The 14,989-nt window shown below is 64.7% G+C and carries 12 protein-coding genes and 1 pseudogene; 9 read left to right on the top strand and 4 right to left on the bottom strand.

Features of this window, described 5'->3' with window-relative positions; genetic code table 11:
• The first annotated feature begins 41 nt into the window (after positions 1-41).
• The 3 genes from P5W99_RS30585 (at position 42) to P5W99_RS30575 (ending at position 1,518) form a co-directional block, all read left to right on the top strand.
• Positions 42-407, top strand: a complete 366-nt coding sequence (locus tag P5W99_RS30585; protein ID WP_421028019.1) for a tlde1 domain-containing protein — start codon at positions 42-44, stop codon at positions 405-407.
• Positions 404-766 carry a hypothetical protein gene (locus tag P5W99_RS30580; protein ID WP_421027551.1) on the top strand — a complete coding sequence of 121 codons (363 nt, stop codon included), beginning with the start codon at positions 404-406 and terminating at the stop codon, positions 764-766. The genes P5W99_RS30585 and P5W99_RS30580 overlap by 4 nt, the downstream gene beginning before the upstream one ends.
• Before the next feature lie 155 nt (positions 767-921).
• Positions 922-1,518: a glutathione S-transferase family protein gene (locus tag P5W99_RS30575; protein ID WP_421027550.1), complete on the top strand. Its 597-nt coding sequence runs from the start codon at positions 922-924 to the stop codon at positions 1,516-1,518.
• A 56-nt stretch (positions 1,519-1,574) separates the two neighbouring features.
• Here the strand turns inward: P5W99_RS30575 and P5W99_RS30570 are convergent, their stop codons facing one another.
• Both P5W99_RS30570 and P5W99_RS30565 read right to left on the bottom strand, forming a co-directional pair.
• Positions 1,575-3,821 (bottom strand): molybdopterin cofactor-binding domain-containing protein, encoded by a 2,247-nt coding sequence (locus tag P5W99_RS30570; RefSeq protein WP_434664819.1) that lies wholly within the window; start codon positions 3,819-3,821, stop codon positions 1,575-1,577.
• Position 3,822: 1 nt separating this feature from the next.
• Positions 3,823-4,344: a (2Fe-2S)-binding protein gene (locus tag P5W99_RS30565; RefSeq protein ID WP_434664818.1), complete on the bottom strand. Its 522-nt coding sequence runs from the start codon at positions 4,342-4,344 to the stop codon at positions 3,823-3,825.
• Between the two features lie 211 nt (positions 4,345-4,555).
• On the opposite strand from P5W99_RS30565, the gene P5W99_RS30560 reads away from it, so the two are divergent.
• The gene (locus P5W99_RS30560; protein ID WP_421027547.1) at positions 4,556-5,446 is read left to right on the top strand and encodes a LysR substrate-binding domain-containing protein; all 891 of its coding nucleotides are present in this window, start codon (positions 4,556-4,558) and stop codon (positions 5,444-5,446) included.
• 42 nt (positions 5,447-5,488) lie between these two features.
• Here P5W99_RS30560 and P5W99_RS30555 read toward each other — a convergent pair whose 3' ends face one another.
• On the bottom strand, positions 5,489-6,379 hold the full coding sequence (locus tag P5W99_RS30555) for a LysR substrate-binding domain-containing protein (protein ID WP_421027546.1): 891 nt from the start codon (positions 6,377-6,379) through the stop codon (positions 5,489-5,491).
• A gap of 207 nt (positions 6,380-6,586) precedes the next feature.
• Between P5W99_RS30555 and P5W99_RS30550 the strand changes: the two genes are divergently transcribed.
• From P5W99_RS30550 to P5W99_RS30540, 3 genes and pseudogenes are all read left to right on the top strand, one after another.
• Entirely contained in the window at positions 6,587-7,948 is a 1,362-nt protein-coding gene (locus P5W99_RS30550; protein ID WP_421027545.1) for a nucleobase:cation symporter-2 family protein, read from the top strand.
• An 81-nt stretch (positions 7,949-8,029) separates the two neighbouring features.
• Positions 8,030-9,424 (top strand): amidohydrolase family protein, encoded by a 1,395-nt coding sequence (locus P5W99_RS30545; RefSeq protein ID WP_421028018.1) that lies wholly within the window; start codon positions 8,030-8,032, stop codon positions 9,422-9,424.
• Between the two features lie 66 nt (positions 9,425-9,490).
• Positions 9,491-9,622 (top strand): annotated as a pseudogene (locus tag P5W99_RS30540) (DDE-type integrase/transposase/recombinase); the annotation flags it as partial.
• 205 nt (positions 9,623-9,827) lie between these two features.
• On the opposite strand, the gene P5W99_RS30535 reads toward P5W99_RS30540, so the two are convergent.
• Positions 9,828-10,130: a DUF4148 domain-containing protein gene (locus P5W99_RS30535; protein WP_421027544.1), complete on the bottom strand. Its 303-nt coding sequence runs from the start codon at positions 10,128-10,130 to the stop codon at positions 9,828-9,830.
• Between the two features lie 340 nt (positions 10,131-10,470).
• On the opposite strand from P5W99_RS30535, the gene P5W99_RS30530 reads away from it, so the two are divergent.
• Together P5W99_RS30530 and P5W99_RS30525 are read left to right on the top strand one after the other, a co-directional pair.
• Positions 10,471-13,683 carry an efflux RND transporter permease subunit gene (locus P5W99_RS30530; protein WP_434664816.1) on the top strand — a complete coding sequence of 1,071 codons (3,213 nt, stop codon included), beginning with the start codon at positions 10,471-10,473 and terminating at the stop codon, positions 13,681-13,683.
• Between the two features lie 9 nt (positions 13,684-13,692).
• On the top strand, positions 13,693-14,985 hold the full coding sequence (locus P5W99_RS30525) for an efflux RND transporter periplasmic adaptor subunit (protein ID WP_421027542.1): 1,293 nt from the start codon (positions 13,693-13,695) through the stop codon (positions 14,983-14,985).
• Positions 14,986-14,989: the final 4 nt, after the last annotated feature.

Here is a 14,989-nt window from a genome sequence, read left to right as displayed (position 1 = left end):
CGGCGTATTATTTCCGCTCCTGAACCAATTTGGAACTGCTGATGCCGTGGACATACAATCAGCGAACGGGTGAATTGAGTCGCAATGGCACGCTTTATGGGCGAGGCTATTCGGGTCATGGTATCGGCCGCGATAACCCGACGATGGAACGAATAGCCAATACCGGCCCGATTCCCGCAGGAACATACTCGATTAGCGCGCCGTTCATCCACCCGCACTCCGGGAGCTACACGATGCGGCTAACGCCAAACAACGGGACGAACACGCACGGTCGGTCCGGCTTGATGATCCACGGCGACAGCGTTGCGCGCCCAGGCACGGCATCGGAGGGCTGTGTCGTTTTGAATCGTGCTCTGCGCAACCAGATTTGGTCCAGTGGAGATCATACGCTGGAGGTCACGCGATGAAACGCATAATTTTTGCGTTTGTTCTCACCGTGCCCGCGCTGTGCGTGGCGAAGTCGCCGCCTTGCGCTCATTGGCCGACTAAAATGGCCGAAACTGTGCTCATTGATGCAGGCCTGCTCACTCCCGAAAAGCTGGACGACTCGAAGACAACAGCAGTCCGACTCGCATCGGAAAAGACAGGCAAGAATCTGTATCAGCAGGTCTATGACATCACGTTTCATGAGACGGGCGGCCGCACGATTGAGGTCATCACGTCAAGCAAGGCGTCCTCCGAAGAATGTTCGATGGGGAGCGTGGACGTCTTTGTCACTTCCCACAAGTTCAACAGCGACGCTCCAATCAAGAAAGAAGCTCGTTGATTGGCCATTTCGCGCGCACCATGCCCTCAGAGGCATGGACTCGCGCGCTCTATCTTGCAATCGACATTTTCATACTTCGGTGCGTTTGCCTGAATCGCCGCAAAATCCCGCCTTCCGGTACTATTTCGACTCCCGTCCTGCTCCGGAGACAAGCCGTGATTACGCTTTTCCATGCTCCGCATTCGCGCTCGTCGCGCATGATTTTCCTGCTCGAAGAACTTGGCGCACCGTATCAAATCAAGTCCGTCGATATTCGCCGGGGCAACGGCACAGGCGCCGTTGACCCGGCCAATCCGCATCCGCACGGCAAGGTGCCGGTTATCGAAGACAATGGCGCGGTGGTGTTCGAAAGCTCCGCTATTGCCTGCTATCTCACGGACAAATTCCCGGATGCGGGCATCGGCCCGGTGGTGGGCTCGCCGTTGCGCGGCGCGTATCTCACCTGGCTGGCCTATTACGCGGGCGTAATGGAACCCGCGTGGGTCGGCAAGTTCATGGGCATCACGCCGCCGCGCGGCACGGCGGGCTGGGTCGATCCCGACGAAGTCATGGTGCACGTCAACCGCACGCTGCAAAATGGCCCGTATTTGCTGGGCGAATCCTTTTCCGCCGCCGATATTCTGGTCGCCACCACCTTCGCGCTGTTCATGGGCAGCCCGCTGCTCGAACGCACGACATTGCTGGAGGATTACGTCCAGCGCGTCACCAGCCGCCCCGCCTTCGCGCGTGCGCAGACCCGCGAGAATGGCTGAGAACGGCTGGCATGCGTGCTCAAGGCAAGGGTTCTCCTTGCCTTGAGTGCATTCCCCTACGCGTGCATCTGCAAATCGAATGGCGTCTCGCGCAGGCGCTTGCCCGTCAAGCTGAACACCGCGTTGGCAATGGCCGGCGCAACCGACGGGCCCGCCAGTTCGCCCACGCCGCCAGGCTTGCTCACGTCGCCCTGCACGATATGAATGTCGATGTCAGGCATGTCGCTCATCCTCATTACGCGGTAGGTGTCGAAGTTGCTCTGCTGCACGCGGCCGTTGCGAATGTCGATGCGATCGCTCGTGGCATGACCGAGCCCCCACATCAGGCCGCCATAAATCTGCTCCTCCACACCGCCCGGTGACACCGCAATGCCGCAGTCGGTCACGCAGGTGAGCTTCTCGACCACCATGCCATCGCCCTTGCGCGCCACGCGTGCGATCACGGCGATGTAACTGCTATAGGCCTCGTTGGTCGAGATGCCGAGCGCCGTGCCGGCCGGCAGGGGCTGCCCCCAGCCCGCGCGCTTCGCGGCTTCGCGCAGCACCGCAACGTGCCGCGGCCGCTGGCGCATATGCGCGATGCGAAACTCCAGCGGGTCGCGGCGCGCGGCATGCGCGGCTTCGTCCATGATGGATTCCACGGCGAACACGTTCGGGATATAGCTCACCGCGCGATACCAGCCCGTGGGCACGCCCGTCTCATGGCGCACCCAGCCGATGTCGCGATGCGGCGCGCTATAGGCGAACTCCCACTTGTTGATGGCTTCGGTCGTGCTGTAGTCCATGCGGTCCGCGCGGTCGAGGTATCCCGGCTCCCACTGCTCGGGCGAGGCCGGCGAAACCGCGCGCAGTTCCAGCGACGCAAGCTGCCCCTTCGAATCGACCACGGCCCGCGCACGGTGATGCGTGGCCGCGTGGTAATACAGCGCGCGCATTTCGTCCTCGCGGCTGTTCATCAGCTTGACCGGCTTGCCGGTCTTGATCGCGAGCCACGTCACTTCCAGCAGCCAGTACTTCGATTCGCGAGCGCCGAAGCTGCCGCCCGAAACCAGTTCGTTCAGCGTCACCCGATCCTCAGGAATGCTACCGATAACCTCGGCAGCCTCCCGCGCCGAAGACGGCACCTGCAATCCGCCCCAATATTCGATGCCGCCGTTTCTGGCCCAGGCAGTCACATTGACCGGTTCGAGCGGATTCGCGGCCTTGTACGGCATCGAGTACGACGCTTCGATCATTTTCCCGCCCGCCGCTTTGGCCGCGTGGGCCGCTTTGGCGTCGCCGTTCTGGACGGTCGGCACCACGCGCGCAGCGGGATCATTCAGCCATGCGGCCTGGCGCGCCGCCAGCGTGCTGCTGTCGAACGACTCGAAGGGGCTGTCGTCCCATTCGATTTGCAATGCCGCCTGGCCGCGATGCGCGGCCCAGTAATCGTCCGCTAGCACGGCCACGCCGGCCTGATTGCCGCCGAGAATATCGGGCCGCGCGGGAATCCGCAGCACGTCGCGCACGCCCGGAATGGCGAGCGCGGCCTTCGCGTCGACGCTGCGCACGCGGCCATCGATCATGGGCGCGCGCGTGACCACGGCCACGAGCATGCCTGGCAGCGACACATCGATGCTGTACCCGAAGCTGCCGGTGGTCTTCTGCGCGGCATCGCGCTTCTTGCGCAGCTTGCCCACATACTTGAACTCGCCGGGCGCCTTGAGCGCGACGTCTTTTGGCGCGTGCAGCTTCGCCGCGCGGGCGGCGAGCGAACCGTAGGTCGCGCGGCGGCCGCTCGCGGCTTCCACCACGTTGCCGTTGTCGGTCGTGCATGCCGATGCCGGCACACTCCACTGCTGCGCCGCAGCTTCGATCAGCATCGCGCGCGCCGTCGCGCCCGCGCGGCGCAAACGCTCGTATTCGAGCGAGACGCTGGTGCTGCCGCCCGTCGAAAACACTTTCCAGAGCGGATGAATGTACTGCGCAAAGAACGGATCCTCGGGCGTGATCACCTCCACGCGGAACGGATCGACGTCGAGTTCCTCGGCCACCACCGCCGCGAGCGCGGTACGCGTGCCGGTGCCGGAATCGTGCTTGTGGACGACGAGCTTGATCGTGTCGTCGGGCAGCACGCGCACCCATGCGTTGGGCTCGAATTCGCCGCGCTGCGGGTGCGGGTCGCCGCTGATGGTCGGCTCTGCTGCCGCAGCGGCGTGCGCCTCGGGCAGCACGAAACCCACCGCGAGGCCCGCGGCCAGCAGCGCGGAGCCCTGCTTCAGGAAGCGTCGGCGCGCCGCGCCGCGTTGATCGTCGTGGCGCATTTCACGCCTCCTTGCCGGCGTGTTCCGGCGTGGGCGTGGCGGTGGAGGTCACCACCGCGTTCAGCGTGGGGTCGCCCGAAGCGGCCCGCTTGATCGCGCGATGAATGCGTCCATACGTGCCGCAGCGGCACACGTTGCCCGACATCGTCGACACGATGGTGGCGTCGTCGGGCTTGCCATCCTGCGCGAGCAGCGCCGCTGCCTGCATCAACTGGCCCGACTGGCAATAGCCGCATTGCGGCACGTCTTCGGCAATCCACGCGAGTTGCAGCGGATGGCGTCCGTCGTGAGGCAAGCCTTCGATGGTCGTGATGCGCCGCCCGTCCGCCGCCACCGCCGGCAGCATGCACGAGCGCACCGCAGCGCCTTCCAGATGCACCGTGCACGCACCGCATTGACCCTTGCCACAGCCGAACTTCGTGCCGGTGAGCTTGAGGCGGTCGCGCAGCACCCAGAGCAAGGGCATGTCGTCCGGCACATCGTCGATCGTATGCCGGGTATCGTTCACCACTATCGAAATCACGCGCTGTCTCCCACGTTTTCCATGTTATTCCCGAAGTTTTTTCCGCCAGGTTTTTCCCGCTGGATTTTTCCCGTATCGTTGCGGCTTCGGGACGCTTTCAAATCGCTTCGCGTTTTCCAGCGCGTGCCCGCAGACACGGCTGCATTATTGAAAGCCGCCGCGCCAGAAGCCAGCGATCATTTCGTCGATCCTCTGTTAGCCGGACTAACACATGCTCAAGCGCTACCCCTCGATCCAGTCGATGCAGGCCTTCCTGCAAGCGGCGAAAGTCGGCAGTTTCTCGAGCGCCGCGCGCCAGCTCTCGCTCACGCACAGCGCGATCAGCCAGCAGATCCGCTCGCTCGAAGATTTCATCGGCCAGCCGCTGTTCGCGCGCGTGGGCGGGCGCATCGCGCTCACCGACGCGGGCACGCTGTTCGCCAATCAGCTTTCGGCGGGGCTCGAGCAGATCGACCGCGCGATCTCGACCGTCAAGGGGCGGCCCGCCGGGCCTTCCATTACGCTCGACGTCGACCCCGAACTCATGCAGGGATGGTTTCCCTCGCGCTTGCCCGCGATCGTCGAGGCGCTCGACGGTGTCTCGCTGACCGTGCTCTCCGCGTCGCGCTACGACCGCTTCGCGTTCGAGCATGTCGATCTCGCGCTGCGCTACGGGTATGGGGAATGGGAAGGCGTGGACAGCACGCTGGTGTGTCACGACCGGCTCGCGGCCATGGCCTCGCCCGCGCTGCTCGAGCGCCACGGCCTCACGCTGCCGCTCACGCCCGAGCAGGTGCTGACGCTGCCGCTGCTCGGCTACACCAAGCGCTCGTGGATTCCCTGGCTGGAAGAGTCCGGCCTGCCGGGCGTGGAGCCCGACAGCATCGCGGTGCTGGACAATGCGGCGGGGCTGGTGGCCGCGCTAGGCTCGGGGATGGGCGCGGGGCTCGCGCGCGGCCTGCTCGCCGCCGATGCGCGCCGCGAAGGGCGCATCGTGACGCTCAACGCGGTGGAGCTGCCCACCCACTACAACCTCTACGCGCTGTGGCCGCGCGAGCGCGCGGTCCTCGTGGCGCCGCTGGTGAAGGTGATCGGCGAGCTGGTGGCGCGCACGCTCGCATGAATGTCGTCCATCCGGAACTCCGGAACGCTTCTGGATCGAGCCTCAACGCTCCATCTCGGCGGCCACTTCGCGCACCGTGTCGAGAAACGCGTGCAGCACGGGCGAGGTGTCGTCGGCGCGGTAGCGCGCGTGCAGCGAAACGTCGAGATCGGTCTGGGCAAGCTTCACGAACACCACGCCACCCGTTGAGATCTGCTGCGCGGAGGTCGGCAACAGCGCCACGCCAAGCCCCTCCCTCACGAGCGAAAGCAGCGTATGCACCTCCACCACCTCGTGCACGATCTGGGGCGTGAAACGCGCCTTCACGCAAGCGTCCTGAAGCGCGCGCGCGAGCTGCGACTGGCGCAAGCCGAATGAAATGAAGCGCTCGTGCGCGAGCTCGCCAAGGGCGATCTGCTTGCGCGCTGCCAGCCGATGATCGGCCGGCAGCACGGCCATCGCCGTATCGCGGCCGATCGCTTCGCAGCGAATCGCGGGATCGTCCTGATACAGACGAAAGAAGCACACGTCGAGCCGCTTCTCCTTGAGCGCCGAGATCTGCTCCACCGGCGTCATTTCGTTGAGCGTCCAGCGCACCTGCGGATGGCGGCTCGCGAACACGCGCAGCGCGCGCGGAATGGGCGCGACCATGGCCGAGCTGATGATGCCCACCGCGAGATTGCCCATTTCGCCCCGGCCCGCACAGCGCGTGAGATCGATCGCGCGCTCGAACTGCGCGAAGATCAGCGGCACCTGCTTGCTCAGTGTTTTCCCTGCCTCGGTCAGTTCGACGCGATGCTGCGAGCGGATGAACAGCGCCGTGCCCAGCTCCTCCTCAAGCAAACGAATCTGCTGGCTCAGCGGCGGCTGGGAAATGTGCAGCCGTGCGGCTGCGCGGCCGAAATGGAGCTCGTCGGCAAGCGCCGCGAAGTAACGCAAGAGACGCAAATCCATGGGGGTCCATATCGCAAACGTATCAAGATCGAAGGGAAAAAATATTGTACAGAGCGATTTCGTCTTGTGAAACTTCGTCGCAAGCTGCACCCGTTTCTCTCTGGGGAGACCGCGCCCGATTAGTTTATTGCAATCGCAGCATGACTAGAAGTCCGAATTAACTGGCCGGCACGGAATCGGCCGGAATCGAAAATCAGGAGACATGTCATGAACACCGCTTCACATCCCGTCGATAAAATTCTCCCCTGGCGCCAGATGCTCACGCTCGGCATGCAGCATATGCTGGTCGCCTACATCGGCGCGATTGCCGTGCCGTTGATCGTGGCCTCGGCGCTCAAGATGTCGCCCGCGGACACCACGGTGCTCATCAGCACCGCGCTGTTCTGCTCCGGCATCTCGACGATCTTTCAAACCGTCGGCGTCTGGAAGCTTGGTGTGAAGCTGCCGATCCTGCAAGGCGTGGCGTTCAGCAGCGTCGGGCCCGTGATCGCCATCGGCCTCACGCCCGGCATCGGCTTCACGGGAGTGTGCGGCGCGGTGATCGGCGCGGGCCTGTTCACGGCATTCGCCGCGCCGCTGGTCGGCCGGCTGCGGCGCTTCTTCCCGCCCGTGGTGACCGGCTGCATCGTCACCGTGATCGGCATGCAGCTCTTTCCGGTCGCGTATCAATGGGTGGGCGGCGGCGACACCAAGAGCGCGGACTTCGGCTCGCTGCCGTTCCTCGGCGTCACGCTGCTGGTCGCCACGGTGATTCTTCTGATCAACCGCTTCGGCTCGCCGTTCGTGCGCAATCTTTCGGTGCTGATCGGGCTTGTCGTGGGCACCGGGCTCGCCGTCGCGCTCGGCATGGGTCATTACAGCAACGTCGCCGCCACGCCCTGGTTCACGCTGCCCGTGCCGTTCTATTTCGGCAGGCCCGAATTCTCCATCGTGCCCATCGCCACCATGGCCGTGGTGATGATCGTGCAGATGGTCGAGTCGATGGGGCTGTTCGTGGCGATCGGCGACATCGTCGACAAGGAAGTGAGCGAGGAAGACGTCGTGCGCGGCCTGCGCGCCAATGGCGTGGCCAGCGCGATTGCCGGCATGTTCGCTGCGTTTCCGTTCATCGCCTTCATGGAGAACGTCGGCCTCGTGATCCTGACCGGCGTGCGCAGCCGCTGGATCGTCGCGACGAGCGGCGTGCTGATGTGCGCTGTCGCGCTCGTGCCCAAGGTCGGCGCCGTCGTGGCGGCCACGCCTTCGGCCGCGCTCGGCGGTGCGGGCATCGCCATGTTCGGCGTGGTGGTGGCCGCTGGCGTGCAAACGCTCGCGAAAGTGGACTTCGAGAACAATCGCTACAACGTGCTGATCGTAGGCTTCACGATTGCAACCGCGTTGATTCCGGTGATGATGCCGCAGGTGTTCGGCCACATGCCCGAATGGTCGCTGCCCTTCCTGCACAGCGGCGTCGTGATCGCCTGCCTCGTTTCCGTCATGCTCAATGCGCTGCTGAACGGCGTACGTCCCGCCGAACGCACCGGGCACGAGCACGCCGATGCGGCTTGTGCAACGATGGCGCGTGACTGATGCGCGCCTGACACTCACCGGCTCGCGCGAGCGCTACGCGTGCTCGCGCTTCGCCCTCAACACACATAATAAGGATGCCTGATCGTGAACCCAACAACGCCGCCGCCCCAGTCGATTCTGATCCGCAACCCCGCCGCCGTCATGAGCGGCCGCGCCGGTGACCAGGCCCGCCTCGGCCAGGCCGATCTGCGGATCGCCAACGGCCGGATCGAATCGATCGCGCCCAATCTCACGCCGCTTGCCAGCGAACGCGTGATCGATGCGCGCGACTGCGTCGTCTATCCGGGCTGGGTCAACACCCACCATCACCTGTTCCAGAACCTGCTCAAGGCCGTGCCTTCTGGCATCAACGCCGATCTTCAGGACTGGCTCGCCGCCGTGCCGTATCCGCGTCTCGCGCGCTTCACGCCCGAGCTCGCGCGCACGGCTGCGCGGCTCGGCATGGCCGAGATGCTGCTCTCGGGCGTGACCACCTGCGCCGATCATCACTACCTGTATCACGCGCACGGCACCACGGAAACCGGCGACCTGCTGTTCGAGGAAGCCGATGCATTCGGCCTGCGCTTCGTGCTGTGCCGAGGCGGCGCGCTGCAATCGGCGGGCGATCACCCGGGCTTTTCGAAGACCGTGCTGCATCCGGAAACACTCGACCAGATGCTCGCCGATATCGAGCGCCTCAAGTCCCGCTATCACGATGGCAGCGCGGCCTCGATGCGCCGTGTGGTGGTCGCGCCCACCACGCCCACCTTCTCACTGCCGCCCGAACTGCTTCCGGAGCTTGCGCGCGCCGCGCGCGGGATGGGGCTGCGCATGCATACGCACCTCTCGGAAACCACGCGCTATGTCGACTTCTGCCGCGAGCGCTTCGGCAAGCTGCCGGTGGAGTTCGTGGCCGAGCACGACTGGCTCGGCCACGACGTGTGGTTCGCGCACCTTGTCCATCTCGAAGCCAGCGAGATTGCGATGCTCGCCGAATCCGGCTCGGGGGTCTCGCATTGCCCGGTCAGCAACGCGCGCCTCGGCAGCGGCATCGCCCCCGCGCCGCGCATGGCCGCTGCGGGCGTGCCGGTGTCGCTCGCCGTCGACGGCGTGGCGTCCAATGAATCGGGCAGCATGACCCACGAGGCGAACTTCGCGTGGCTCGTGCATCGTGCCGCGCATGGCGCGGCGGCGACCACGGTGGAAGAAGTGGTCCATTGGGGCACGGCCGGCGGCGCACGCGTGCTCGGGCTCGATGCCGTGGGCATGCTCGCCCCGGGCCAGGCCGCCGACCTCGTGCTTTACGACCTCAACGCGCTGCGCTTCGACGGCTTCCATGACCTCGCGGTCGCCCCCGTCGCGGCGGGCGAGCCGGTGCGCGTGCGTCACAGCATCGTCAATGGTCGCGTGGTGGTGGAGAACGGCGAGATTCCTGGCCTCGATCTCGAGGCGCTGCGCCGTGATGCGGCGCAGGGCGTGCGGGAACTGCTGGATTGAGTGTGCGATGGGGCGGGCGCAAGCGTTACGCGCTTGTGCTCGCCTGTGTCATGGATTCAATGGCGGCTTCGTGCGGCGGTGGATCGGAGCGGCCAGACGGTAGACTTCATGCTCCTGGCTAAGCGCGAAGTGGCAGCGGCGAAGGCCTTTTTCAGCAAGGCAATCAAGCATCAGGGCCGGCCGCCGGAGACGGTCACGCGAGAGCGGAGAGATCGAACTGCCCCTTGCGAATGCGATGCCATTTCTACACGAGCTATCGCGAACTCGCCACCTATTTGCACCATATCCATCTAAATGAGCGCCGCCGAATTCCGGGTTGGCACCCGCAAGTGCGCAGCACTTGCACGGCGCCACCAGGCTCAATTGCCGGCGTTGATGACTGTCCATCGGCGCCGGTCGCGGCTTATCTGCCCGAGTCCGACGTGCCTGACATGGCTACGCCGCCGACCGCACCCGCACTGTGATTTGCATTTTCTTGCGCGACGATGGCCTCGGCGTGCTGGATGTCGTTCGGATAATTGATATCCGACGCCTCTGGGCGATAGCCAGCCTGCTCGACACGTACGAGATCGGCTTTGACCTGAGCTCGCGTGACCGGCCCGTTATTCGCGCTGGCCGTATTCGCTACGGCGTTCGACTGGGCAAACGCGCAAACCGGGGCGGCCAGCGCGCAGGAAACGAGCAATGCGGAAATGAGTGCTTTCATGATGTTCACCTTTGCATGAGTGGCCGCTGCATCTGGAAGTGAGACAGCTCCGGCCCGCCTTCGAATAAACAGGTTGGCCGGCACCAGGATGGCCGGCCCCCGCGAAGGTTGACTGCATTCTGGCCACCCGGCGCTGACCCAAAGCTGACGCGCGCATTACGACTTTGTTATCTGCGCAGATGACAAATCCGTAATGTGCGGGTCAGCACGAGGTAAGCGCCCCATTCCCATACTTGCACCCGCTTTTCACCGATTGCGCCGCCCGTCGGCCAGACGCAGCGCCAACACCTGCGGCCCCGGGCGTTTCAGTTCCTGCTTCAGCCTCAAACCGGACACCGTCATGTGGATCGTCAAACTGGCGCTCAGGCGCCCCTACACGTTCATCGTGCTCGCCGTGCTGCTCTTCATCCTCGGGCCGCTCGCGATCATGCGCACGCCCACGGACATTTTTCCGAACATCGACATTCCGGTCGTCAGCATCGTGTGGACGTACAACGGCTTTTCGGCCGAAGACATGGCGCATCGCATCACCTCGAACTACGAGCGCGCCCTTACCTCGGACGTCGACGACATCGAGCACATCGAATCGCAGTCGCTCAACGGCGTGTCGGTCGTGAAGGTGTTCTTCCACCCGGGCGCCGACATCAATCGCGCCATTGCCGAAGCAGCCTCGAACTCCGCATCGATCCTGCGGATACTGCCACCCGGCACGCTGCCGCCGAACATCATCACCTACAGCGCCTCGACGGTGCCCGCGCTTCAACTCGGCCTCTCCAGCGATAGGCTGCCCGAGCAGTCACTCTATGACCTCGGCAACAGCTTCATCCGCACACAACTTGCCACGGTGCAGGGGGCGGCTGTGCCGCTGCCCTATGGAGGCAAGATCCGCCAGATCATGGTGCAGCTCGATCCGAAGGCGTTGCAGGCCAAGGGCCTCGCGCCCATCGACGTCGTGAACGCCGTCAACGCACAGAACCTGATCCTCCCAGGCGGCACGGCCAAGATCGGCACGCGCGAATACAACGTGGAGATGAACGGCAGCACGCAGACAGTCGCGGCGCTCAACGACCTGCCCATCAAGACCGTGAAAGGTGACGTGGTCTATGTGCGGGACGTTGCGCACGTGATCGACGGCTATGCGCCGCAGACCAATATCGTGCGCGCGAACGGCAAGCGCGCCGCGCTGCTCACGGTGCAGAAGACCGGCAGCGCCTCCACGCTCACGATCATTCAGCAGGTCAAAGCGATGCTGCCGAAAATCTCCGCAGGCCTGCCCAGTGCGCTCAAGATCACGCCGCTCTCCGACCAGTCGCTGTTCGTGAAGTCCGCCATTTCGGGCGTGGTGCGCGAGGCGCTCATTGCCGCGTGCCTCACGGCTGCGATGATCCTGCTCTTTCTCGGTAGCTGGCGTGCCACGCTGATTATCGCGGTGACGATTCCGCTTTCCGTGCTCACCTCGCTGATCGCGCTTTCCGCGCTCGGCCAGACCATCAATATCATGACGCTGGGCGGGCTCGCACTCGCGGTGGGTATCCTCGTGGACGATGCCACCGTCGCGATCGAGAACATCACGCATCACCTCGAACGCGGCGCGCCCTTGCACGATGCGATCCTCAACGGCTCAGGCGAGATTGCCGTGCCGACCTTCGTCTCGACGCTCTCGATCTGCATCGTGTTCATACCGATGTTCCTGCTCACGGGCGTCGCGCACTATCTTTTCGTGCCGATGGCCGAAGCCGTGGTGTTCGCCATGTGTGCTTCGTACTTCTTCTCTCGCACGCTCATTCCCACGCTCGCGATGTATCTGCTGCGCGGCCGTTCCCACAACAGCGAGCCTGCACGAGGGCTCGCCGGCAAGCTGAGCCGATTCCAGCAGGGCTTCGAACAACGTTTCGAAGCGGTGCGCAGCCGCTATTGCGCTGTACTGCAAGGGGCCATTGCTCGTCGCCGCCGTTTCGTCGTGATATGGCTCGTCATCTGCCTGAGCTCGCTCGTGCTCCTGCCATTCACGGGACGCGACTTCTTCCCCGCTGTCGATTCGGGCGAAATCCGCCTGCATCTGCGCGCGCCCACTGGCACGCGCATCGAAGAGACCGCACGCATCACCGACGAAGTGGAAGCGAAGATCCGCACCGTGATTCCTGCCTCCGAACAGGCTTCGGTGCTCGACAACATCGGCCTGCCGGTAAGCGGCATCAACCTCACGTACGACTCTTCGGACTCGATCGGCCCCGAGGACGCGGACATCCTCGTCACGCTCACGCCCAAACACAAGCCCACCGCGCAATACGTGGCGACGCTGCGCAACGTGCTCGATACGTCGTTTCCGGGCGTGACCTTCTCGTTCCTGCCGGCCGACATCGTGAGTCAGATCCTCAACTTCGGCCTGCCCGCACCCATCGACGTGCAGATCGTGGGCAACAAGCTGGCGCAGAACCGCGTTGTGGCGAATCATCTGCTCGATCAGATGCGTGGCGTGCGCGGTCTCGTGGATGCGCGCATTCAGCAGCCCGGTGACGAACCCACGCTCAATGTGAATGTGGACCGCACCAAGGCCATGCAGGCCGGGCTCACGCAACGCGATGTCGCGCAAAATCTGCTGATCGCGCTCTCGGGCAGCTCGCAGACCACGCCGAACTTCTGGCTCGATCCGAAGAACGGCGTGAGCTACCCGCTCATGGCGATGGTGCCGCAGTACGACATTCATTCGCTGCAGACACTCGCCAATATTCCCATCACGACGCAGCCCGTCACCGCCAATCCGCAGAACCAGCTCGGTTCGCTTGGCACGGTCTCGCGCAGCGAACAGGAAGCGGTGGTCTCGCACTACAACGTGCAGCCCGTGCTCGACATCTTCGCCTCCACGCAGGGGCGCGACCTCGGCGGCGTGGCCTCCGATGTGACGAAGCTCGTGAATGCCGCGCGCGCCCAGTTGCCGCCGGGCTCCTCGATCGTGATACGCGGCCAGGTGCAGTCAATGAATGCCTCGTTCAGCGGCCTGGTACTCGGCCTCATCTTCGCGATCGCGCTCGTCTATCTGCTGATGGTCGTGAATTTCCAGTCGTGGCTCGATCCGCTCATCATCATCAGCGGCCTGCCCTCCTCGATGGCCGGCATTGCCTGGATGCTCTTCGTCACGCAGACGACGATTTCCGTGCCCGCGCTCACTGGCACGATCCTGTGCATCGGCATCGCGACGGCCAATAGCATTCTCGTGATCAACGCGGCGCGCGAGTCGCTCGCCGCAGGCATGGCGCCGCTCGACGCCGCGCTCGAAGCCGGTTTTAACCGCTTTCGACCAGTCGTGATGACGGCGCTTGCGATGCTGATCGGCATGCTGCCGATGGCGCTCGGTCTCGGCGATGGTGGTGAACAGAACGCGCCGCTCGGACGCGCCGTGATCGGCGGCCTTGCGATCGGCACGCTTTCAACGCTCGTGTTCGTTCCCGTCGTGTTCGGCATGGTCCACGGCTGGCTCGCGAAACGCCGCGCGGCGCGGGCCGGCAACTCCGATGCCGACTCCAACACCGATACCGTCACTCACGTTCAATAAGGAATTCAAATGACCACGCAACCTCCGCCCGAGGATCGCGGCGCCGCGCACGACCCGGATGCGCATGCCGGCTCCGCAATGCCGCCCTCGCCTTCATCATCTACAGCGCCTTCGTCGGGCAGGCGCAAACGTCGTGCACTTGTGCTCGGCGCGGGCTGCCTCGTTCTCGCGCTGCTCGCGGCTGGCATCGTACCCAAGCTCTCCGCGCACAAGGCGCAGGCCGCGCAGGTGGCGGTCCAGCGCGAGCTGATCGTCTCGACGATTACGCCCAAGCCCGCGCCCGCGACTCAGGACCTGCTGCTGCCCGGCGCGGTCACGCCGTGGGCCGACGCATCGATCTACGCACGCACGAGCGGTTATGTGCAGCACTGGTACGCCGATATCGGCGCGCACGTGAAGGCAGGCCAGAGGCTCGCGCAGATCGACACGCCCGAGCTCGACGCGCAATTGCAGCAGGCGCGCGCCGACGAGGCAACGGCGCAGGCCAACTACCGCTTTGCGAGCAGCACCGCACAGCGCTGGCAGACGATGCTGCAGACGCAGTCGGTTGCGCAGCAGGACGCCGATGCGAAAACGAGCGACGCCGCCGCAAAGCTCGCCACGCTGCAGGCCGCGCAGGCCAATGTTGCGCGGCTTCAGGAGTTGGTCGCTTACCAGGACGTGACGGCGCCGTTCGATGGCGTCATTACTGTGCGCAACGTCCAGGTGGGTGCGCTTGTGACCGCTGGCGGCACGCCCGGTCTTGCCACGATGCCCGGCGAACTCTTCCACATAGTGCAGACCGACCGGCTGCGCGTCTACGTAGACGTGCCGCAGGATGACGCGGGCCTCGTCACGCCAGGCACCGCTGTCTGGATCACAACGCAGCAGTATCCAGGGCGCCGCTTTCCGGCGATAGTCGCACGCAGCGCCAACGCAATCGATCCGGTGAGCCGCACGCTGCACGTGGAAGTCGATGTCGACAACCACGATGGGGCGCTCATGCCTGGCGCCTATGCCCAGGTCCATCTCGCGCTCACGACCGCCACGCCCGCGCTCGAATTGCCGGTGAGCGCACTCTTGTTCCGCCCCGACGGCGTGACCGTCGCCGTGGTCGATACCCAGACCAAAGTGCAGTTGCATCAGGTGAGCATCGGCCGCGACTTCGGCACGTACGTTGAAATCGCCACCGGACTCGCCCCCACCGACCGCGTCATCAACAATCCCGGCGATGCCATCGCGAACGGCCAAAGCGTGCGCATGGCGGTCAGTTCCACGGGCACACCCAGCACGGCTACGGGTTCGCCGCACGGCAAGGCATAAGCGA

This window comes from Paraburkholderia sp. A3BS-1L, from assembly GCF_051125215.1.
Lineage (GTDB): Bacteria > Pseudomonadota > Gammaproteobacteria > Burkholderiales > Burkholderiaceae > Paraburkholderia.
This window is presented reverse-complemented; position numbering and strand designations above follow the sequence as displayed.